The organism is uncultured Planococcus sp., assembly GCF_947501725.1.
Taxonomy (GTDB): domain Bacteria; phylum Bacillota; class Bacilli; order Bacillales_A; family Planococcaceae; genus Planococcus; species Planococcus donghaensis_C.
This window is the reverse complement of the sequence record NZ_CANMXD010000009.1, coordinates 157,221-179,243: the sequence shown is the minus strand read 5'-3', so window position 1 is coordinate 179,243 and position 22,023 is coordinate 157,221. Positions and strand designations below refer to the sequence as shown.

The window sequence follows — 22,023 nt, the reverse complement described above, 5'->3', positions numbered from 1 at the left end:
GTTATTGTTTTTAGTGATTAAATCTCTATAGAAGAACTATTCATATAAGGAGAAAGATTAGGGTATGTGGAATAGAGAAGCTAAAATTCGATAAGCTTGCTGGGATGTGGATCAACTAAACCAAAGACAAAAGGAGAGATAGTATGTGGGGGAAACTGAAGGTCATTTCTTCGTTTGCCATTTTGATAGGAGTGGTTGTCCTGCTCGCGGAAGTGGATGAGACATTTAATCTTTACAATGCGCCTTATCTATTGATTGCCGGTGGGATGATCGGTCTGATTTTTTCATTGATTGGCAGTAATAAGGAAAGCAGCTTTTTATGCCGGGTCGGTCTGCATAAATACAAACGAGGTAACCGGGACAACGAAGTGCCCGCCATGTATGTGTACACATGCGAAAGATGCCACAAGCAGAAGAGGGCAGCTTCGGTTGTTTAATGAAAAGAATGAGGTGGACAAGTGGAATTTATCGACTTTATGAAACAGAACTTTCCGGATTTAGAATTCAATCCTCCTTTATTTTATAACTGGAACATTGGTATTCGCTTCGAGTTAGGAGTGGATTATAGGCGGGACGAGTGTTCTCAGAACAGTCCTTATCTTAAAGGCGTTTACCGCAGGGCCATTACGCTGTTTGACACCTTGCATCTTCCAGAAGACGAGATTTTTGTGGTGGTAAACGTAAATGATTTCGGGAATAACACGAGCTTAAGACGCAAATTGAATATTTTCTCCCGGTACGTAAGACATCAATCTGTTTTATATAAATTGGAACATATGACGCTTCGCTATATTATTCCGGAAGACGATGAAGATGGAAATTACAGGACCCATAGGTTTGTCCTGAAGTGCAAAGTATCGGACCTCAGATATATGCCTTTACTGAAAGCCATCTGTAATCGTGATATGGGATACAAGCCGGCTATCTATCATGATGTTTTCTTTATCAGCCTTAAACATAAAACCATTTTCCATGTGTACGATGACAGAGGCTGTGATCTGGTGGCGACTTCGCCAGGAGACATACGCCATATGTACGACACACACAATGCCTGGATATTGAATTACGACAGAGATGAGATAGACCAGGTGTTTAGGTGATTCTTGTTGATAGATATTTTACTTTCAAATTATGCAAGAGAATATCTTGTGGCGGCAATTGATAGATGACTTGTAAAGAAAAATAGACTCTTTGCGGCATCTGTTTTAATGTGAAAGTAACCCTTCAGAATTTTTCTGAAGGGTTACTTTAATTGAATCAGCAGATTTTATGATGCAGATAGTTTCTCTTTTTCTGTTTATTTTAGATTATCTATTACATACAGTTGAACTATATAGTCTGACTGTATATAATGAATTTATATAGTTCAACTGTATAGGAGATGAATAAATGAAGAAGCACAAACTGCTTCCGCTGACGGAAACGATGCATTACATTTTATTGGCTGTAAGGAATCCGCTCCACGGCTATGCCATTATGCAGGAAGTGGAAGTGATGAGTAACGGCCAGGTCCGAATCGCAGCCGGAACTTTATATGGAGCTCTTGAAAACTTGTTGAAGTATGAGTGGATTGAACGTTTGCCCACCGAAGATCCGAGAAGAAAAGTCTATCGGATTACAGATGAAGGATTGGAGATTTTGAAGGTCGAACAGGAGCGTTTACAGCACATTCTTTCGCTTTATGAAAGGGGAATTCGCGATGAAGAAATTTAAGTTGTTTATGGATATTCAAAAAGAAGAAGCCTGGTTGAATGCAATGGCCAAGAAAGGGTGGCTGTGCAGACATGTAAGTTCATTAGGCATTTATCATTTTGAAAAAACAGCAGCTTCTGAGCAAATCATCCGTATCGATTATCAGTCCTTTAAAAACAAAGAAGCAAAAAATAGCTATATCGAATTATATGAAGAGTACGGATGGGAACATTTAGGCAGCACATGGCTGCATTATTGGCTCAAACCGACAGATGGCAGGGACGAATTGTTTTCAGACGACTCATCTCAAAAAGCCTATCTCCACCGGTTTCTCACATATTATGGAGCTATGGGATTTTTCCTATTGATGATGACATTTTCACTACTGAACAATTCTTCTCCATATAAAAACCTAAAAGAAGCCTATTTTACACCCGGCTTGTGGGAGAAAGAAGGCGGGCAATTTTTATTCGCTTTTCTATTCGAAACTCCCTTTGCTTTAATGAGGTTCGGCTCACCGTGGCTTCTACTGGTATGGGGAATAGCATTTGCTATAATGTATTTGAAATACCTTAACAAAGTAAGAAAAGTAGACAAAGCCATATAAGTACGGACAACAGCAGAAGTTTTCATAGATAAAAGAAAAATACATTTCGTCCCATTCAACTCTTCTGGAAAAATAGGGTTTGCTGATTAGTATTGAAGTAAGGGAGTGAGTACATGACAAGTTTAGCGATTAATTTTGAATTAGATCCATGCTTAGCCTTAGAAAAAAATTGGTTCACCAGAAGAACGGGAAATTATTGATTGATGTGGCTGGAGAATTAAAAATTATGATAGATGAGTCATGTTTCTTTCACGAATCATCTTTAGCGCTTCTCGAATTGGGAGTCAAGTTGAAAATATGGAGAACAAGAAATCCTGGAGTGGTAGATAACTTTTATTACTTTACGATGGAACATGATGAAAGAGAAGGACCCATTTTAGCCTTTATCCAGAAAAGTGGAAAGGAGTGGCATCTCTTTTCAATTTGGCAAGAGTTTAAACACGAAGCTCCTATCTCCCTCGATGTTTTGTTTAGAGCAGTAGATCAGTATTTAGTGGAATTAGAAGATATGTTGATTAAAAGATTTAATATCAGGTATTCTGATTTTGTAAAAGTATAGAATATAAAAGTGTCTGAGTATTATAGTGAAATTTTTTATTTTAAGTTAAAAGAGGAACAAGTATCCATTCAATGCTCCACTTGAGGATGTACATAAAAGCAGTTACTATAAATGCTCCAGCCAGGAAGTAGCAGATCCATCTTAGAATATCTGAAGTGGCTCCGATCAAATCCTTCATAAAACTTATCATGGTTTACACCTCCATAATTTTAATGGAATGAATATTTCCGTCCTTCTGCCTATGCGATCCGCAGAAGCAAGATGACACAAAATGGATTAGGATTTCCCTTAGTAAATAATGGTATTATTGGAATAACAGTTTCAATAATATCATTATTCTTTTAAAAGGAGTATACCTATGTCTGTAGAATCCCTAATTTCGTTAAGCAGTTCAGCTCTATTTTTCTCTTTCATCATTTTATTGATTGCGGTTATTCCATTCGGAGTGGCAGTGAAATCCCGTAAACAAGTAGCGGTGAAAATTGCATTGACCATGACCGTAATTGGGTTTTTGGCGCAGCTGAGCTATTTCATCCTTCGCTGGACAGCTTCTGGCCACGCACCCGTCAGCAATCTCAATGAATTTCTGACGTTCTTCGGCATCATGCTGATCGGCAGCTTCCTGGTGTTTTACTACCTCTACCGCCAACCGGTCGTCGGCTTGTTTTTACTTCCGATTGCCATTCTGATCATCGCCTATGCCAGCATGTTCGCCAATGAAGTATCGCCGCTGATTCCGGCGCTTCAAAGCCACTGGCTCACTATCCATGTTATAACGGTCGCGACTGCCAGTGCAGTGTTGTCTGTATCGTTTGTCACAGGGCTGATTTATTTATTGAAGCACGTGGATACTACTCGAAAAGGAAAAAGTTCGTTCTTTTTGGAGCTGGTTCTGTATTTCCTGGTGGTCGTTGTCGGTTTCATCCTTGTAACATCCGCTTTCCGGATTACTGATTACAGCGCAAGCTACCAATTCGAAAATCAGCAAAGTGAAATACAGGTTTATGACTACGCTATGCCGGCCATCGTCGTGCCGATCGATGCAAAGCCCGTCAATGGAAAGGCTGGAAGCTACGAACCGGCAAATCATTATAGCGGCCTTCTCGAAATTCCAAACAGTATCGAAGTTGCGAAACTGAACTCGGTTCTTTGGTCCTGCCTGATCGGTTCTGTTTTGTATGTGCTGATTCGTCTGATTACCGGCAAAAAAATTGCACAGCTGCTGCAGCCGTTCACCAACAAAGTCAATTTGACGCTGATGGATGAAATCTCTTACCGTTCAGTAGTCATCGGTTTTCCGCTATTTGCGCTTGGTGGCTTGTTCTTCGCGATGATTTGGGCGCAAATCGCCTGGAGCCGTTTCTGGGGTTGGGATCCGAAGGAAGTCTGGGCGTTGATCACTTTCCTGTTTTACGCAGCCTTCCTTCATCTGCGGATTGGTCGTGAGTGGACTGGAGAGAAAACTGCCTGGCTGGCAATTATCGGCTTCGGTACAATTATTTTCAATCAAATTTTCGTCAATTTGGTCATTGCGGGTCTGCACTCCTACGCATGAGATATTCGTTGAGAAGAGAAGCCTTTTAACAAAACACCAAAAACCTCCCAATCCGATTAAGGTTGGGAGGTTTTTTCGTCAAAAGATTTATGAGGTTGAAAACATAATCCCGGCCATCATTCTGCTAGCCATTAGTTGTTATCGGAAAGCCCGTTTTCCCCTAATGTCTTTTTAAGCTCTTTTTTTCTTTTTTTAGAAACGAGGATGTACAAAATGTCGTTTGTTTGAATGGTCGTTTCACCATAAGGAGTGACCAGTTCTTCATCCCTGATGATGGCATTGATCAGAACCTCCGGAGGGAAATCAATCTCCACCAGGCTTTTTCCTAAAATCGGCGTTTCGTCGCTGACTGTATATTCCACGATTTCGGCATTTGCTTTGCCGATGGATACAAGCTCGAGTGTGTGGATCGGTGCAACTTTCTTCGGACCTGTGAGCCCCAGCTTCTCGGCAAAAGGAGAGATGGTGGCGCCTTGGATAAGGGCTGAAGTGAGGACGACGAAAAAGACGACATTAAAGAATAGCTGGGCATTTTCCAATCCTGCAATCAATGGGAATGTTGCCAGCACGATTGGGACAGCCCCTCTAAGTCCGGCCCAGGAAATGAGTGTTTTTTCCTGCCAGGAATAATCAAATCCAAGTGTGGAAACAAACACGGCGAGAGGGCGTGCCACAAGGATCAGGATGAATGACAACAGGAAGCCATTTAAGATGATTTCAAACGTGAAGAGCTGGCTCGGGAAGACCAGCAAGCCGAGAATCACGAACATCAGCAACTGCATCATCCAGGCGAACCCTTCATTGAAATGAAAGATGGTATGGCGGAAAGTCAGATCGCTGTTGCCGATGACCAAGGCAGCTACATATACCGCCAGTAGTCCACTGCCGTTCAAGTTGGCAGCCACGCTGTAGGTCAAAATGGCAAATCCCATAGCAAGGATGGGATAAAGTCCGCCTGAATCCAGGTTGATCTTGTTGATGGCCCACGAAGCGATGCGGCCCAATAGAAGCCCGAACAGGAGGCCAAGGCCCATCTGCAGGAAAAATACGCCGATGATGTTCCAAATGCCCTGCTCGTCCGACACGATCAATTGGATAAGCGCTAAAGTCAGGAACATGGCCATCGGATCATTCGTGCCGGATTCCGCTTCCAAAGTCGCCGCCAGCCGGTTTTTGATATTTTGTCCTTTAAGGGCAGCGAACACTGCGGCTGCATCTGTGGAACCGACGATGGCACCGAAAAGAAGCCCTTCCAGCCATGTGACGTCCAAAATAAAGGTTGCGGCAATTGCCACTATGAACGTGGTGATCAAAACGCCGACAGTCGCCAGAACCAGTGACGGAAACACTACAGGTTTAATAGTCGTCCATTTCGTTGAAAGTCCACCTTCAAAAAGAATGACCACTAAAGCGAAAATACCGATGAATTGGGCATAAGAGGGGTTATCGAAATAGAGGAGTCCAAATCCGTCACTGCCGGCAAGCATGCCGATGGCGATGAATAGAATAAGGGCGGGTACGCCAAAACGTGAAGAGAATTTTGTCGTAAAGACCCCGATGATAAAAAATAATGCCAATACAAACATTAAATAATCCGGTGTAATACTGTTATTCATCATATTATTCTGACATGCCTCCTTGATGAGTTCCGTGTATCTTTATTTTATCTTTTTTTACTGTCAAATCAAAGGCTGACGCCGGAACCTAATTGGTATGTGCAACAATCTGTTGATACTCAAAGGAATTGACAGCTGTTTTAAGTAAGGAAATGCCGTAACGGAGCATTTCCTTTTTCTATGGAACCGATGGATTCCGCCTTTAGATTTCCACTGGGAAAGACCAGAAAATCTTGCGTTTTATAATAAGAAAGCATTGGTGATTCAAGTTATTTCGAATTATATTCCACGAATAATCAGTGTAATAATCCTGTAATCCATAAAAAAAATAAAAGTTTTTTAAGGAATTTTATTGGAAGGAATCAGTTGCTTTCGTCATATTCGGAAGAACAGAAAATTATCATTTATTTCTACCTTCACCCCCTGCCAAGAGTGCATTTTTGAAATGACAAAACAAAAAGTTGAAAGAAAATGATAGGCCCTTCTAAGAGGATTTAAAGACGCTGGAATTTTCAATTTAAACTGACAAATCTTCCTGCAACATTTGTAATGATAGGAAATTGTGCGTATAGTAGGACAAGTGATATTTGAATCGGTGGCAATAATAGGTAATAAATCATTTTTTTATTAGGACAGAGTTTCCAAAAGTCCTAGTAATGGAATGGATAAAGTTGTTATGGAAGATAGATGAATAGATGCGATGAACTGCTCTTCTATCCATGCAATAAATTGAATAGCAGAGAGGTGAGCAAGATATGTCAATTATTGAAGTAGAAGGATTATCGAAAGTATTCGGTAAAAATACCAAACAAGCATTGAAATTGCTCAGCGAAGGAAAGTCGAAAGAAGAAATCCTGAAGTTGACGGGCAGCACAGTAGGCGTCAATCGCGCTTCGTTTTCAGTGGAGGCCGGTGAGATTTTTGTCATCATGGGGCTTTCCGGAAGCGGGAAATCGACTTTGGTTCGTCTATTGAACCGGTTGATCGATCCAACAGAAGGAAAAGTATTTATAGATGGTGAAAACTTGGCAGCAATGGACAAAAAAGACCTGCGCAGAGTGCGCCGCACAAAAATGAGTATGGTGTTTCAGAACTTTGCTCTTTTCCCGTACCTGACAGTTTTGGATAACGCCGCATACGGCTTGGAAATCCAAGGGGTCGATAAAGCGGAAAGACATAAAAAAGCAAAAGAATCTTTGGAAATGGTCGGTTTGGGCGGATACATAAACCAAGTGCCATCCCAGCTTTCAGGGGGCATGCAGCAGCGTGTCGGATTAGCCAGAGCGCTGGCGAACGACCCGGAAGTCATGCTGATGGACGAAGCATTCTCCGCACTGGATCCATTGATCCGAAAAGAAATGCAGGATGAATTATTGGATCTGCAGGAAACTATGCGGAAGACCATCATTTTCATCACGCATGATTTGGACGAGGCCTTGCGCATCGGCGATAAGATTGCGTTGATGAAAGACGGCTCTATCGTACAGGTCGGTACACCGGAAGAAATCTTGGTGAACCCGGCAAATGATTATGTTAAAAAGTTCGTTCAGGATGTCGACCGCTCGAAAGTATTGACTGCGTTCAATATCATGAAACGTCCTGAAACGATCAACATCGACAAGCACGGCCCGCGTGTCGCTTTGGAAAGAATGAAAGAAGAAGGCATCTCGAGCATTTATGTAACAGATAGCAAGCGGAACCTGAAAGGTTATGTAACAGCCGATGACGCTTCCGTTGCATTCAAAGCTGAAGTGAAAAGTCTTCTGGATATCCTGAAGACGGATGCACCGACTGTCACAAAAGACACTTTGATGAATGCGATTTTTGAAATCAGCCATAATTCCCCTGTTCCGATTCCGGTTGTGGAAGACGGCAAACTGCTCGGCATCATCGTACGCGGCGCCGTCATTTCCGCGCTTGCTGGACAAAGCGAGGTGAATCGCGACCATGCTTAATTTTATGGACAACATCCCGGAACTTCCGTTGGCTTCGCTAGTCTCGGATTTCACGGATTGGATATCAGATACGTTCGTTTTCCTGTTCGATCCTCTTAAAAATGAATTCGCGGACGGCTTGGAAAACTTTGCAGATGTACTTGCTGCAGTTCCGCCGCCGATTGTGATTCTGATCGTCGCGATACTGGCATTCTTCATCAGTGGAAAACGATTTGGATTGGCTGCATTTTCTCTAGTCGGATTATTGCTGGTCTGGAATCAAGGGCTGTGGGAAGAATTGATGCTGTCGTTTACATTGGTTCTTGTCGCAAGTCTCTTGTCGATCATTCTGGGAGTTCCGATCGGCATCCTGATGTCGAAAAGCAAAACAGCAGAAAACATCATTACCCCTGTTCTGGACTTTATGCAGACCATGCCGGCGTTCGTTTACTTAATACCGGCTGTGGCATTTTTCAGCATCGGAATGGTTCCCGGCATTTTCGCCTCACTGATTTTCGCCACTCCTCCGACTGTTCGTTTTACGAACCTCGGAATACGGCAAGTCTCAAAAGAATTGGTGGAAGCTTCTGAAGCTTTCGGCAGCACCGGTTCACAAAAGCTCTTTAAAGTGGAATTGCCGATGGCTAAACCAACGATCATGGCCGGCATCAACCAAACGGTTATGCTGTCGCTGTCGATGGTCGTTATCGCATCGATGATCGGTGCACCGGGTCTCGGCAGGGAAGTCCTTTCTTCCTTGCAGCGTGCTGATGTAGGAACCGGATTTGTAGCCGGTTTGGGGATTGTTATTTTGGCAATCATCATCGACCGGTTTACGCAAAGTTTCACCGGACAAAAAAGAGTGAAAACCTAAGTTTGGGATTCCTGAAAGAAAAGTACCAATAAACTCTAAAGAAAAAGGAGAATGATTATTTTATGTTCAAATTACAATGGAAACATTTAGGGCTTATGTTCGTACTTATGCTGACACTTGTTGTAGCAGCGTGCGGAAATGACGAAGAAAGTTCAGACACAGGAACTGCTGAAGGTTCCGATTCTGAAGGCGTGAACTACGGTGAAGAGTTAGGTTATAAAATCACAGGCATTGAAGCAGGCGCAGGCGTAGTTGCTGCATCTGAAGCAGCAACAGAAGAGTATGAAAGTCTTGAAGGCTGGGAAGTTGTCACTTCTTCAAGCGGCGCGATGGCTACAGCTTTAGGCGAAGCGATCGACAACGAAGAACCGATCATCGTCACGGGCTGGAGCCCGCACTGGAAGTTCCAGAAGTATGATTTGAAATACCTTGAAGATCCTAATGGCGTATTCGGCGATGCTGAAACGATCAACACAATGGTACGTGAAGGTTTAGAAGAAGAAAAACCTGAAGCCTACACAATTCTTGATCAATTCCAATGGGAGTCTGCTGATATCGAAAGCATCATGCTGGAAGTTTCAAATGGCGCAGATGTTAAAGAAGTTACAACTGCATGGGTAGAAGAAAACAGTGATAAAGTTGCTGAATGGACAGCCGGTACAGAAGCAGTAGACGGCACAGAAATTGAGTTGGCTTACGTGGAATGGGATACAGAAGTCGTTTCAACGAATGTTGTCGGAAAAGTTTTGGAAGACCAAGGCTTTGAAGTAACATTGACGCCGCTTGACAATGCAGTTATGTGGCAGGCTGTTTCTGAAGGACAAGCAGACGGAATGGTAGCGGCATGGTTGCCGGGAACCCACGCCACTCAGCTTGAAACTTATGGCGACAGTGTAGTCGATCTTGGAGTTAACCTTGAAGGCGCTAAAATCGGATTTGTCGTTCCAGCTTATATGGACATCGATTCAATCGAAGATTTAACACCAGCTGAATAAGTAATTCTTATAGCAGAGACTGAACCCCGAATGGCAGGCACTTAATAAGTGTCGCCATTCGGGGTTTCATTTATTTCAGGCTGTCTTTCGCTGTTATCTAGTGGTTAAAATCATTCCATATTACGGAGGGTCAACAGCTGTGCTTGAGAAATCACGTCGATGTGTTTGTCTCCTTTCCTATAGGAGACTGATGCACCTTCCCGTTCTTGCTTTTCCCAACCACTCAGTTTCAAAACGATTTCATAACTAAGTGGAATGCCATTTTCTTCAGAGGCTTTTTTCCAAGTATAACTCCTGGAATCCTGATTTTTTTCAATTAATGCTGCTTTTTTAGGGATTGGAAAATCAGCATAATCTTCAGAGGTCTCATAAGAAAAAAACGTGTTGTAATAGAAGGTTCCCCCTGCAAAGAGCAGTAAGGCAATTAGAAACAAACTCATCTTTCTTTTCAATTTTTTTCACCTCTTCCGCAACATTCTTTTTATATAATACAACCCCTATGACTATATCTGTGGAGGGCAGCCTTATGTATAAAAGGACACCGTATATGGAGAATTGGTTTCATGTCTTCCGGTATAACGACAGCAGAAAATTTCGGATATATATAAAAGGGGATTTTCCTTGTCTACTAGTTGAGAAGGCTGGCGCTCAGAGGGAATGCAAGCGTTCTGTAGAGAAGGAAGTACGTGATCATGGCGTGGGAATTGAAGTGCAGGCGTGAATAGTTTAGCGCAGTTGATCAACTCTCAAATCGAGCTTGACTGCCCAAGATTATCCAGTGTAAGCTTGATGAAACATAAATATAATATCAGTAAGAGGTGCCCTTCGGGGAGAATAGGGAATGAAGTGGAAATCTTCAGCGGTCCCGCCACTGTAACGGGGAGTTTTATGGAAATAGCCACTGGACTTTTGTCTGGGAAGGCCTGTGAAATGACGATCCGGAGCCAGGAGACCTGCCTGCTTACTTTCTGCTTATAGACCATGGAAAAGTCTTTAGTTTATTTGTTCGCGCAAATAAACTGAAGGCTTTTTCTTTTTAGTATAGAAGGGAGAAGAAAAAGATGGATTTATTGAAGCAAACGATTGGACGTATTGAGGGCTTGGATCTGGAAATGATGGACATGGCACAGAGTCGGGTGGACAGTCTCATCAAGCCGCCGCATAGTCTGGGAAGACTGGAAGACCTGGCTGTACAGCTGGCGGGAATATATGGAGAACTGTATCCTGTGGTGGATCAAAAGGCGATTGTGGTGATGGCTGCTGATCATGGCGTGTATGAGGAAGGGGTTTCTTCCAATCCACAAGAGGTGACGTTTGCACAGACGATGTTCATCGCAAAAGGCATAACCGGAGTCGGTGTATTAGCGAAGCCGGCCGGTGCGAAAATCGTCACCGTGGATATCGGGGTAAAAGGGGACTTTCCAAGTGATGCCGGAGTGATTGACCGGAAGATTAAGCAAGGCGCAGGCAATATCGCGACAGGGCCTGCAATGACCATAGAAGAAGCAATCGGGTCGCTCGAAGTGGGAATAGAAATTGCTGAAGCCGAAATTAGAAACGGCGCCCGCATCCTGGGAACCGGCGAAATGGGCATCGGCAATACGACACCGAGCACGGCGATTCTGTCTGTTCTGGGGGACATTCCACCTGAGGAGATTACCGGCAACGGGGCAGGGGTCGGCAATGGCGGAATTTCACATAAAGTGAGGGTCATCAAGACGGCGATTGAGGTCAACAATCCGGATAAGCGCGATGCGATTGATGTCCTTGCTAAAGTCGGCGGCCTGGAAATCGGAGGAATGGCAGGTGTCATGATCGGTGCGGCAGCCAACCGTGTGCCGGTTGTGCTGGACGGCTATATTTCCACGATTGCGGCGCTGCTCGCTGTTGCGATTGAGCCGAAAGTGAAAGATTACTTGATCCCTTCACATGCAAGTGCCGAACCGGGCGGCAAAAGAGCCAGTGAACTGCTGGGCATCAGACCGCTGCTGCACATGGATATGTGTTTGGGTGAAGGATCGGGCGCCGCTTTAGCATTCCCGCTCGTAGAAGCAGCCTGTAACATGATGAGAGAGATGGCCACCTTTTCTGAAGTGGGCCTTGAAATTTGATGTAACGGAACCATAGGATATTCATTCCAGTGACAACAAGTGATGACGAGATGCTGAAAGGATGAATCGATGTTTACGAGAGAAGAAAAAGAAGGCGTATATAAAGCGATTTACAATAGAAGAGATATTCGAACCTTTTTGCCGACAGCCATTCCGGAGGAGCTGATCGCCAATATCCTGGATGCGGCTCACCATGCGCCGTCTGTAGGGTTTATGCAGCCATGGAACTTCATCTTAGTGTCTTCGCCCGAAACAAAAGAAAAATTGGCTTGGGCCGCAGACAAGGAGCGGCGGGCACTGGCCATCCATTATGAAGGGGAGAAGGAAAACAAATTCCTTGATCTGAAAGTTGAAGGGTTGAAACAAGCGCCGGTGACGATTTGTGTGACATGTGATCCTACACGCGGCGGCTCACATGTCCTGGGACGCAATTCCATCCCCGAAACAGATGCGTTATCAACTGCCTGCGCCATTCAAAATATGTGGTTGGTTGCCTGTGCAGAAGGATTGGCGATGGGATGGGTAAGCTTCTACAAGAAAAATGATGTCCGGGATATTCTGGACATCCCGCCGCATATCGACCCGATCGCCTTACTTTCGCTTGGCTATACCGAAGATTATCCCGACGAGCCAATTCTGGAAACAGCGGGATGGGAAAAAAGGCGTTCGTTGGAAAACCTGGTTTTCGAAGATAAATGGAATGGAAAATAGAGTTTCTAAATGAAAAGGGCAGGAGACGCGATGGGTTCATCAGCGTCTCCTGCCCTTTTTCATTTGGTGTGGTTCTTTTACTGCTTGACCGGACCTTTATTGATTTCCGTCAATGCAGAATTGACTTCGAAAATCTTTGCATGTACCGGTGATATGCCAAAGCCCGCTAACCGTTCAGTGTGCATCTTCACATATTTTTCCGCCGCGCCTTTTGTCTCGAAAAGGTAAATTCCGCCGGCTTCTTTGGTTTCCGGGCTTTCGGTCCAGATTTTCCAGATAAAGCCCTTTTCATTGTTGATGCTTGTTGCCAGTTCGGAAAATGCCTTAGCCATCTCGTCTCCGAAAGGGCCATTCATCTCAAAATCCACTTGTAGGATATACGCCATCTTGTTTCCTCCTCATTTTTTAATCAATGTGAAATAGGCTTCGCCTAAAATTTCATTTGCTTGATAATAACCTGGTGAAAGTTCCTTTTCAATAAACGAGTTCACTTCTGTCAGCTCCACATCGTACATGACTTCGATTTCCTTGGAAAAAAGCAATTGTTCTTTTTCCAACAACTGCGAAAGCGCGGGTTGAGGCTTTGCTTGCAGTTCGTCCTGATTCAGCACTTGCTTCAAGCCATCCACATAGGATTCGAATGGGCGGCCGCCGACAAGTTTTATGCCTTTGTTTTCTTCATTGACCATAATGATGGATGGAAAGCCTCTGGCACCCAGACTTCTGGCGAGAGCGAAGTCCTCGTTTAACGCTTGTTGTCCGGCTGGCAGTTCGGCTTGTTTGACGATGGCTTCACCGTCGAGTCCCATGTTGTTGACGATCTCGATCATAACAGACGGTTCTGAAATGTTTTGGTTGAATGCGAAGAGCGCTTCTCTTGCACGGCGCAGGTATTCATTGGCTCTGGTGTCGTTGTGGTTTTCCTGAATCACTTTAAAGACTCGTGAAGGGGGATAAGACGACTGTACGGGATTGTCGATCATCAATGTGCCGTCGATCGGCATCCTTGAATGATCACCGACTTCTCTCCAATGGCCTGCGACATCGGCTGGCTTGTAGATGCCGTTTGCCGGATCGATCGGTCCATCATGCCATTTTTCCAGCAACCCGCCCATTACGGTCTGGAAGTTGAAATGCTCACCATATTGCTCTGTGAAACGGCGAAGCACTGGTTCAATAGCCCAGCAATGGGAGCAGATCGGGTCTGTTACGTAGTAAAGCGTAACCGATTTCTTAGGTTTATTGAAATCGATCAGCCCTGTTTCCTCTTCTTCCGCAACTCCGCAGATGCCTGTTTCGATATCACACATCATATTGTTTTTCATTCTAGTTCCTCCTCTTGTTAAACTGGCTCTAACTGAGCGTTTTTGGGTAGCTTATTTGCTTTACAATTCGATCTTAAGCCATAATGAAAACAATCAACACCAATAGTTCCGGGGATGTGTCGCTTATGCAACACATTCAGGAAATTGTCGGAAAAGGAGTGGCAGCGAAATGGCAGAAATCAAGACGGATCCCCGTGTGATCCGGACCCGCAAATTGATCATGGATTCCTTCATCGCACTTTCGGAAGGAAAAGAATTCAAGGACATTACGGTAAAAGACATAACGGCTGAAGCCATGATTAATCGGGCGACGTTCTATTATCATTTCGAAGATATCTACGATCTGTTGGAGAAGGCCTTATCGGAAGTTTTATTGATTAATTTGGATGTGGAAAATTACCGGAACGACGAACTCACGGAAGAAACATTCGCCAAAATCTTCGAAGCGGTCACCAATTTCCAGAAGTCCCTGTCCAACCGGTGCCACAGAGGATACGAAGATACCATCGCGCGGATCATACGGGAACAGCTTGAAGTCCTGTTCTATAAAATGTTGGTGCGAAAAAATGAGGATAAGGAAGAGAGAGCCCTTAAAACAGTGGCAGTTATGCTGAGCTGGGGAATCTACGGAGCGTCAGTGGAATGGACTAGAAATAGCCAAGTCTCTCCGGAGGAATACATTAAAGCAGCTGTCCCTTATATCGAGCATGGCATTCATTTTAATATATAAGGGAACCGGAAATAAGGAGGCGATGGAGTGGCAAGTATCCGAGACGTTGCCAGAATAGCGGGCGTATCTGTCGCCACTGTTTCACGTGTGTTGAATAACCATCCATATGTGAAGAAGGAAAAAGTGGAGGCTGTCAAAAGAGCCATCGAAGAAACTGGATATATCCAAAATATCAATGCCATCAATTTGAAAAAAGGCAAAACCAACCTGGTGGGCATCGTTTTGCCGATAGTGGATCATCCGTATTTTTCGCAATTGATCCAAGGCATCTCACTGGCGGCTGCAAGTCATCACTATAAACTGGTCCTTTATCAGACCGGTTATCATGAAGGTCAGGAAATGGAAGCATTAGAGATGTTGAAGCTCAAGCAAATCGACAGTCTCATCATTTGTTCGAGAAAAGTTTCACTGGATACGATAGAGCGCTATCGCCAATACGGAATGATCGTATTATTCGAAAACGGCGGGAATACACCGTTGAGTTACACCTATGTCGATCATTACGCATGTTTTATGGATGCGTTAACTTATTTGTATGAGAAGGGGCACCGGGAGATCGGATTCTCCATCAATCGATCCGACGGAACAAACAGCAGACAAAGGGAACAGGCTTACCGGGATTTTCTGGAGTTGAAAAGGCTGCCTTATCATGAAGAGTACATGGTTAAGGATTGCCTTTACCTGGAAGATGGGGAGCGCATATTAGACCGGTTTTCGCGTCTGCAGCGGCGCCCGACGGCTCTGCTTGCGACGAGCGATCAAGTGGCGGCTGGCATCGTGATCGCCAGTTCCAAGTACGGTATCGCCATTCCGGATGATTTGGCGATTATCGGATTTGATAACCACCCGATCGCCAAAGCCATGAATATTACCACCATCGGGATTCCGTTGAATTCCATCGGGCAGCTTCTTTTCGGACAGACCTTGGCGGATACGGTGTCACATAAAGAAGTTTCCGTTCACTTGATCGAAAGAATGACTGTTTAAAGTCACCCGGTGATGAAATCGGAAAAAAGCAGCCTGACCGATCGACAGCTTACACAAGAAGGACCATGTGATCATGCCCCGAAACGGGTTACACTCACAAAAGGCTTCTTGAAACTGCTGAAAATCATCAAAAGCTGCTTTACACTTTCAGCATAAAGTATGATAACGTTCTCAGGTCAAGGGAATCCCACTAACTCTTTCGTTATTGTTCCAACTGAAACTCAAATAAACAAGGCGGATTGCATGTTAATGCACTCCGCCTTGTTTCGTTTATAAATTTCAGCTGCTTTCGACTTTCGTATCCAAATTATGCTCCATATAATCCTTGCCCCATTCGTACATCGAGTCAAGAATCGGAATAAGGCTTCGTCCCTGGTCTGTTAGTGAATATTCCACTTTAGGAGGGACGACCGGATAGATTTCGCGGTGCACAATCAAATGTTCTTCCAGTTCCCGCAACTGAGTCACTAGCATGCGTTGGGTGATGCCGGGCATCAGGTTTTTCAGTTCACCGAACCGTTTTGTTCCTTCTTTGCCTAAATGCCACAGGATCAGCATCTTCCACTTTCCGCCGATGATCGAAAGGGTCAGTTCCTTTTCACAGTTAAAGCTTTTTTCTCCCAAGTTGGGCATGTTCTTCTCTTCCTTCCTGAGTTGCGGCGACATTTGCCGGGTCTAAAATAAACTTATCGATGGCATGAAGCACCCCTTCATCGTTGTTTGTGAAAGAGGTGTAATCAGCTAGTTCCTTCACTTCCTGTACCGCATTTCCCATGGCGATGCCGAAACCGGCGGCCTTCAAAAGTTCGGAATCGTTGTGGTTATCGCCGATGCCGATGATTTCTGAACGGTCGATTCCAAGCTCGTTGGCCAGGAACAAAAGGGCGCTTCCTTTATTGGCTTCGGGATGGGTCACTTCCAGGTAAGTTCTTTTTGATTTGGCGATATAGGCGGACTCTCCGAATAACACCTGCAATTCCTGTTGCAGGGGAGCCAAAACGTCCGGCTCGTCGATAAAGAGCAATTTCGTAAATCCTTTTTTAGCCAGTCCGATCAGGTCGGGTTCTACAGTATACGGAACTTGAACAGCTTCAGCATAGGCAATCAGCTTATCCGTTTCCGCATCACCGTATAGAATGTCGTCCTGGTAGACTTGCAGGTGGATGTTTTTTTCACGGGCGATCATAATCAGTTTTTCTGCGATGTCAGGTGAGACCGGGCGTTCATACAGTGCCTCCGCTTCGCCTGCGACTCTGATCATGGCGCCTTGATAGGTGATCAGCGGTGCATGGATCCCCAACTGCTCAGCAATCAGTTTTGCGGATGAAAACATCCTTCCCGTCGCAATCGTTACCACGGTTCCCATTCGGATCGCTTTTTGGATGGCTGCCGCAGTATCGGATGAAATGGTCAGCTCATCAGTGAGCAGTGTGCCGTCAAGATCGATCGCAATCATTTTATACATAGGCTCTCTCCTTGAAGTTTCTAGTTGTCCCTCTTTTGAAGCGTTTAAAAATTCAGTTCGTCGAACAGCAGAACCCTGGCAGGGGCGGCGTCTGTTCCTATCAATTTTAATGGCGCTGCCACCATGAAATAATCGCCTTGCTGAACTTCTTTCAGACGCAACCCTTCTACGATGATGATATCACTGGCAAACAAGGCCTTATGCGTCGGGTGGTTTTCCTGGCTTCTTTCGATTCCAAGTGCGTCTGTCCCCACTCCTCGAATCCCCAGCTCAGCCAGATAGTTTGCGCCGTCTTCCGTAAGGTAAACAAAATCGAAATTGAACTCTTCGTCAAATGAGTTTTTCGTCTTCAATAAAATAAAATCGTCTTTTTGAATGTGGAATCTTTTCAGATCCGCTTTTGAAATCCCATTTTCCACACCAGTCAAATCCAATACTTGGCATGTACCGACGAGTTTGTCCAAAGAGATCGACTCGAATGTTTCTCCATCCACGAGCATATGGCGGGGAGCGTCGATATGGGTCCCGGTATGGACGTTCATCTCCAATTGCGTTTCAGTGACTTCACCGCTTGTCTTCGGATTCATTTTCGGCTGTTTTTCCGGTTTGTCCTTATAGACAGCCATGCCTTCAAAAATTGCCCCTGTTACGTCATACATTTTCATCTCATCAACCCTTCCGTTGCTGCGGAGTTTGTTGTATGTCCAGCTTGGCATGTTATTTATCCAGCTGTCCAGTGAGAACGCTTGAATTCAGGGGCCATCCATCGCAGTGCAAGTTCTTCATTCGGGAGGAACAATAAAAATAAGCCTGAACCTGATCACTTCAGGCTCAGGCTTATTGGATTTCACTCTAGATTGGCGTGTCTGCCATACATGGTGTCGGAGTTCAGCCCTTTTTTGTCCATGAATCTCAGAATCACTGCATCGTAGAAAAGCAGAAGCGATTGCTCGAACAGGGAGCCCATCGGTTGAATGGACTTGCCGCTCGTGCCGTCTGCTTTCGCTTGGGCAGGAATCTCGATCTGGATGTCGCTAAGGCTGCCGATCGTAGAATCTGGATTTGTCGTGATGGCCACGACCGTTGCACCGATGGTTTTCGCTTTTTTCGTCATCGCTGCAAGGCTTTGGGTTTCGCCGGAACCGGAACCGACAATGAAAATATCATCGGCTTCTAAATTCGGGGTCACCGTTTCCCCAACTACATATGCATCCAATCCCACATGCATCATGCGCATAACGAAAGCTTTCGCCATAAAGCCGGAGCGGCCGCCGCCTGCAACAAAAACTTTTTTGGCCTGCAGAATGCCGGTCACCAGTTTTTCAGCTTGTTCATCATCAATGCGAGCGAAGGTCAGTTTCAGTTCAGCCAGTATTTCATCGGTAAAGCCTATGGTGTTCATGTTACGCTGTTACGCTTTCTTTGATCAGCTCTTGGATCTTCGCAGCTTCTGCACCTTTGTCTTCTTTGCTTGTGATGCCGCCGCCGACGATGATCAAGTCAGGTTGTGCTTTAATCACTTCAGGCAATGTCTCCAATTTGATGCCGCCTGCAATAGCTGTACGTGCATTTTTTACAACGCTTTTGATGGTGCGCAAGTCTTCGAACGAATCTTTGCCTTCTGCCTGAAGATCATAGCCCGTATGGACGCAGATGTAATCAGCTCCAAGAAGGTCTAACTCTGCCGCACGTGTTTTGATGTCTTTGACTGCAATCATATCAACCAGGATTTTTTTGCCTTGTTTCTTGGCTTCTTCAACTGCGCCTTTGATTGATGAATCTTCTGCCTGTGCCAGGATCGTGACGATGTCAGCCCCTGCAGCAACTGCATTGGATACTTCATAAGCAGCAGCGTCCATGATTTTTACGTCTGCCAGCACTTCCAGGTTCGGGAATGCTGCTTTCATTTCTGAAACGGCTTTCAAGCCTTCTTTGTTGATGACAGGCGTACCGATTTCAACGATATCGATAAATGCCTCCACTTCTTTAACCAGTTCGATTGCTTGTGGAATATCTACTAAATCTAAAGCCAATTGTAATTTCATCTATGGGTATTCTCCTCGGATTCTTATTTTTGGGTCACGCTCAGTGTAAGGCCTGCCGTCAATCGTGTGAAGTACGCACTTTAATCGCACATACTGACAAAAAGTATACTGTCGCCATTGAAATAGACCAAAGGCAGAGGGAATTACAAGCCAGATCCATTTAAAAGAGTATTCGGACATTTCGTTTGAAACTGAGGGATTTTTCCCTTATGATGAAAGGGCATCAAGGAGTGAAGGTTCACAGAGCTAAGAATTGATCACAAATTGAGGAGGAAGTTATTCATGACAAAGATTGGTATCATCACAGGAAGCACACGTCCGGGACGCAATAGCATACAGGTCGCGGAATGGGTCAAAAGCATTGCGGACAAACGTGGAGATGCGGAATATGAAATTGTAGATTTGAAGGATTATAATTTGCCGATGTATGCAGAGCCGATTTCGGCAGCCTATAGCCAGGATTACCAAACACCTGAAGCGATTCCGTGGTCCCAGAAGATTTCAGAGCTTGATGGCTATGTCTTCATTTGTCCGGAATACAATCACGGCGTAACATCCGCGTTGAAAAATGCCATCGATTATCTATACGTGGAATGGAATAACAAAGCGGCAGGCATCGTATCTTACGGTTCTGCAGGCGGGGTTCGGGCGGCTGAAGCTTTGCGCGTCATCTTGGCTGAGCTGCAGGTAGCTTCCGTCAGAAGCCATCCGGCGATGTCCCTGTTCACTGATTTCGTGGACATGAGTGAGTTCAAGCCGGCGGATGTGCATGAAGGCGCCGTTACGACATTGCTTGATCAGGTCAATGCCTGGACCAATGCGTTCGAGCCACTTCGGAATAAATAAGAAAATAACTTTTGCTGTACCTAATAGGAAAGAGGAGTCCGGATTTTCGGATTTCTCTTTCTTTTTTGCTTAAAAAAAGAGGCGACTGAAATTCCCGGGAATTTGACATTCGGTTTTAGGAGGTATATATTTGATTTAATCAATATTCAAATAATCAGATATACTATAAAATAATAAAGAAGGTCCTCAATATGGAGAAGAAGTCGATATTCAGCGGAAGATATGCAGGCTATTCATTCCAAAGCTTTAAAAAAGACCTCTTATCAGGCATTGTCGTGGGGGTTATCGCGATTCCATTGGGAATGGCTTTTGCCATCGCTTCCGGAGTCAATCCGGAATACGGGATCTATACGACCATCATTGCAGGTATTTTGATTTCGCTATTCGGCGGCTCTAAATTTCAGATCGGCGGCCCTACCGGTGCGTTTATCCCGGTCCTGTTTGCGATTGTCATCGCCTATGGATATGAAAGTCTATTGCTGGCAGGATTCATGGCCGGCATCATCCTGCTCCTCATGGGCATCTTTAAACTGGGGTCATTGATCAAATATATCCCGCGGCCGGTCACAGTCGGGTTTACCTCCGGAATTGCGGTCATTATTTTTGCAGGCCAGGTGGCGAACTTCCTGGGATTGACCGGCGTGGAAAAGCACGAATCCTTCCTTGCGAATGTAAAAGAAATCTTCCTCAACATCGAAACGATTAATGTATACAGTATTTTAACAGCTGTCGTCTGTTTGGTTACGGTCATCCTGACTCCTAAGATTTTACCGAAAGTTCCTGGTCCTTTGATTGGTCTATTGGTTTCCGCTGTAGTTGCGACTGCCTTTTTCCCGGGCCAAGTGGCGACGATCGGTTCAACTTTCGGGGAAATTTCAAATCGCCTTCCCGACTTCCGTTTTCCAGAAATCACTTTCGAACGAATCCAGCTGCTGATCGGACCGGCGTTTGTCATCGCGATGCTGGGTGGGATTGAATCCCTCTTATCGGCAGTTGTTGCGGATGGCATGACCGGCGGCAAAAAGCATAACAGCAACCGGGAGCTGATGGGGCAAGGGATCGCGAACATGATCACCCCTTTGTTCGGCGGCATCCCTGCTACCGGCGCCATCGCCAGAACCGCCACCAATATAAAAAACGGAGCCGTTTCCCCGTTTTCAGGAATCATCCACGGTGTGGTCGTTCTCTTGGTATTGCTCCTTTTTGCTCCGTATGCGTCGACGATTCCATTGGCCAGCATGGCGCCTGTATTGATGATTGTCGCCTGGAATATGAGTGAACGGCATACATTCATGAGCCTGCTGAAAACCAGAACGGCAGATTCCCTCGTACTGCTTGCCACTTTTCTATTGACCGTTTTCGTCAGCCTTACCGTCGCTGTGCAAGTCGGTTTGTTATTTGCCGTCATCTTATTCACCAAACAAATGAGTGAGCTTCTGGTGACAGCCAAAGTGCTGCCGGACCCGAACCACAAAGACGAAAAAGTGGGGGGCCATATGGTGACGGATATCCATGATTGTCCGCAAATCAGCATCTACAACGTAGAAGGGCCTTTGTTCTTCGGTTCTGCCCAAGCGTTCGAGCAATCCATTATGAACACCATCAATTACAAGCCGAAAGTGCTGTTATTAAGGATGGGAAAAGTGCCGTTTATGGATACAACAGGAGAATCCTATTTGGCCAGCATCATCAAAGATTTTTCGAAGCATGGCATCGTCCTGATTTCGGGCATGAAACCGCATCCGATAAGTGTGATGAAAAAAACCGGATTGTATGACTATACTGGAGAAGAGCATTTCTTTGAACATACCGGTGAAGCCATCAACTTTGCCTTAGAGCAACTCGACAAAAACAAGTGCCTGGGATGCCAGCATTTTGCCTTCAGGGAATGTGCGGCTCTTTCCGCTGGAAGCGATTACCGGCAGGCAGCAATAGATCAAAAGGAAATCCTGAAACAGCTATAGAGGAGGA

The 22,023-nt window shown here is 45.0% G+C and carries 24 protein-coding genes and 1 riboswitch; of the genes, 15 read left to right on the top strand and 9 right to left on the bottom strand.

The genetic code is table 11. The features are described 5' to 3' along the window. The first annotated feature begins 143 nt into the window (after positions 1-143). The 6 genes from Q0785_RS14315 to ccsB all read left to right on the top strand — a co-directional run bounded on the left by Q0785_RS14315 (position 144) and on the right by ccsB (position 4,413). On the top strand, positions 144-437 hold the full coding sequence (locus tag Q0785_RS14315; protein ID WP_223636585.1) for a hypothetical protein: 294 nt from the start codon (positions 144-146) through the stop codon (positions 435-437). Between the two features lie 21 nt (positions 438-458). Beyond that, positions 459-1,100, top strand: coding sequence for a DUF3885 domain-containing protein (locus Q0785_RS14310; RefSeq protein ID WP_298831060.1), 642 nt, complete (start codon positions 459-461; stop codon positions 1,098-1,100). 289 nt (positions 1,101-1,389) lie between these two features. Further along, on the top strand, positions 1,390-1,713 hold the full coding sequence (locus Q0785_RS14305; RefSeq protein WP_298831057.1) for a helix-turn-helix transcriptional regulator: 324 nt from the start codon (positions 1,390-1,392) through the stop codon (positions 1,711-1,713). 7 nt (positions 1,714-1,720) lie between these two features. Then, a complete protein-coding gene (locus Q0785_RS14300) occupies positions 1,721-2,299 on the top strand; it encodes a DUF2812 domain-containing protein (protein ID WP_298831054.1) in 579 nt (192 codons plus the stop codon). A gap of 196 nt (positions 2,300-2,495) precedes the next feature. Then, positions 2,496-2,858: a hypothetical protein gene (locus tag Q0785_RS14295; RefSeq protein ID WP_298831052.1), complete on the top strand. Its 363-nt coding sequence runs from the start codon at positions 2,496-2,498 to the stop codon at positions 2,856-2,858. A gap of 358 nt (positions 2,859-3,216) precedes the next feature. Continuing rightward, a complete protein-coding gene (ccsB, locus tag Q0785_RS14290; RefSeq protein WP_298831049.1) occupies positions 3,217-4,413 on the top strand; it encodes a c-type cytochrome biogenesis protein CcsB in 1,197 nt (398 codons plus the stop codon). 131 nt (positions 4,414-4,544) lie between these two features. On the opposite strand, the gene Q0785_RS14285 is transcribed toward ccsB, so the two are convergent. Continuing rightward, positions 4,545-6,029 carry a potassium/proton antiporter gene (locus Q0785_RS14285; protein ID WP_298831175.1) on the bottom strand — a complete coding sequence of 495 codons (1,485 nt, stop codon included), beginning with the start codon at positions 6,027-6,029 and terminating at the stop codon, positions 4,545-4,547. A 755-nt stretch (positions 6,030-6,784) separates the two neighbouring features. Between Q0785_RS14285 and Q0785_RS14280 the strand changes: the two genes are divergently transcribed. From Q0785_RS14280 to Q0785_RS14270, 3 genes are all read left to right on the top strand, one after another. Then, entirely contained in the window at positions 6,785-7,984 is a 1,200-nt protein-coding gene (locus tag Q0785_RS14280) for a glycine betaine/L-proline ABC transporter ATP-binding protein (RefSeq protein ID WP_298831046.1), read from the top strand. Then, positions 7,977-8,837: a proline/glycine betaine ABC transporter permease gene (locus Q0785_RS14275; protein WP_298831043.1), complete on the top strand. Its 861-nt coding sequence runs from the start codon at positions 7,977-7,979 to the stop codon at positions 8,835-8,837. Before Q0785_RS14280 ends, Q0785_RS14275 begins: the two co-directional genes overlap by 8 nt. 62 nt (positions 8,838-8,899) lie before the next feature. Continuing rightward, complete coding sequence (locus Q0785_RS14270; RefSeq protein WP_298831040.1) at positions 8,900-9,832, top strand: glycine betaine ABC transporter substrate-binding protein; 933 nt, start codon at positions 8,900-8,902, stop codon at positions 9,830-9,832. Positions 9,833-9,942: 110 nt separating this feature from the next. On the opposite strand, the gene Q0785_RS14265 is transcribed toward Q0785_RS14270, so the two are convergent. Further along, positions 9,943-10,284: a hypothetical protein gene (locus tag Q0785_RS14265; protein WP_298831037.1), complete on the bottom strand. Its 342-nt coding sequence runs from the start codon at positions 10,282-10,284 to the stop codon at positions 9,943-9,945. A 347-nt stretch (positions 10,285-10,631) separates the two neighbouring features. Next, a riboswitch (cobalamin riboswitch) is annotated at positions 10,632-10,808 on the top strand. Between the two features lie 85 nt (positions 10,809-10,893). Here Q0785_RS14265 and cobT point away from each other — a divergent pair. Together cobT and bluB are read left to right on the top strand one after the other, a co-directional pair. Beyond that, entirely contained in the window at positions 10,894-11,943 is a 1,050-nt protein-coding gene (gene cobT, locus Q0785_RS14260; RefSeq protein ID WP_298831034.1) for a nicotinate-nucleotide--dimethylbenzimidazole phosphoribosyltransferase, read from the top strand. 69 nt (positions 11,944-12,012) lie between these two features. After that, on the top strand, positions 12,013-12,654 hold the full coding sequence (gene bluB, locus Q0785_RS14255; protein WP_223636597.1) for a 5,6-dimethylbenzimidazole synthase: 642 nt from the start codon (positions 12,013-12,015) through the stop codon (positions 12,652-12,654). A 77-nt stretch (positions 12,655-12,731) separates the two neighbouring features. Here the strand turns inward: bluB and Q0785_RS14250 are convergent, their stop codons facing one another. Next, a complete protein-coding gene (locus tag Q0785_RS14250) occupies positions 12,732-13,040 on the bottom strand; it encodes a monooxygenase (protein WP_223636600.1) in 309 nt (102 codons plus the stop codon). 12 nt (positions 13,041-13,052) lie between these two features. After that, positions 13,053-13,979 carry a DsbA family protein gene (locus Q0785_RS14245; RefSeq protein WP_298831026.1) on the bottom strand — a complete coding sequence of 309 codons (927 nt, stop codon included), beginning with the start codon at positions 13,977-13,979 and terminating at the stop codon, positions 13,053-13,055. A gap of 169 nt (positions 13,980-14,148) precedes the next feature. On the opposite strand from Q0785_RS14245, the gene Q0785_RS14240 reads away from it, so the two are divergent. Both Q0785_RS14240 and Q0785_RS14235 read left to right on the top strand, forming a co-directional pair. After that, entirely contained in the window at positions 14,149-14,709 is a 561-nt protein-coding gene (locus Q0785_RS14240; protein WP_298831023.1) for a TetR/AcrR family transcriptional regulator, read from the top strand. Between the two features lie 27 nt (positions 14,710-14,736). Beyond that, positions 14,737-15,696, top strand: a complete 960-nt coding sequence (locus Q0785_RS14235; RefSeq protein ID WP_298831020.1) for a LacI family DNA-binding transcriptional regulator — start codon at positions 14,737-14,739, stop codon at positions 15,694-15,696. A 279-nt stretch (positions 15,697-15,975) separates the two neighbouring features. Here Q0785_RS14235 and Q0785_RS14230 read toward each other — a convergent pair whose 3' ends face one another. The 5 genes from Q0785_RS14230 to hxlA all read right to left on the bottom strand — a co-directional run bounded on the left by Q0785_RS14230 (position 15,976) and on the right by hxlA (position 19,206). Then, entirely contained in the window at positions 15,976-16,329 is a 354-nt protein-coding gene (locus tag Q0785_RS14230) for a winged helix-turn-helix transcriptional regulator (protein ID WP_298831017.1), read from the bottom strand. After that, complete coding sequence (locus Q0785_RS14225; RefSeq protein WP_298831014.1) at positions 16,301-17,161, bottom strand: Cof-type HAD-IIB family hydrolase; 861 nt, start codon at positions 17,159-17,161, stop codon at positions 16,301-16,303. The genes Q0785_RS14230 and Q0785_RS14225 overlap by 29 nt, the downstream gene beginning before the upstream one ends. A 44-nt stretch (positions 17,162-17,205) precedes the next feature. Further along, on the bottom strand, positions 17,206-17,826 hold the full coding sequence (locus tag Q0785_RS14220) for a cyclase family protein (protein WP_298831011.1): 621 nt from the start codon (positions 17,824-17,826) through the stop codon (positions 17,206-17,208). Positions 17,827-18,008: 182 nt separating this feature from the next. Beyond that, positions 18,009-18,563, bottom strand: a complete 555-nt coding sequence (gene hxlB / locus Q0785_RS14215) for a 6-phospho-3-hexuloisomerase (RefSeq protein WP_298831008.1) — start codon at positions 18,561-18,563, stop codon at positions 18,009-18,011. Position 18,564: 1 nt separating this feature from the next. Beyond that, positions 18,565-19,206: a 3-hexulose-6-phosphate synthase gene (gene hxlA / locus Q0785_RS14210; RefSeq protein WP_223636618.1), complete on the bottom strand. Its 642-nt coding sequence runs from the start codon at positions 19,204-19,206 to the stop codon at positions 18,565-18,567. Between the two features lie 282 nt (positions 19,207-19,488). Between hxlA and Q0785_RS14205 the strand changes: the two genes are divergently transcribed. Beyond that, entirely contained in the window at positions 19,489-20,052 is a 564-nt protein-coding gene (locus Q0785_RS14205; RefSeq protein WP_298831001.1) for an NAD(P)H-dependent oxidoreductase, read from the top strand. Between the two features lie 191 nt (positions 20,053-20,243). Then, complete coding sequence (locus Q0785_RS14200) at positions 20,244-22,016, top strand: SulP family inorganic anion transporter (protein WP_298830998.1); 1,773 nt, start codon at positions 20,244-20,246, stop codon at positions 22,014-22,016. Positions 22,017-22,023: the final 7 nt, after the last annotated feature.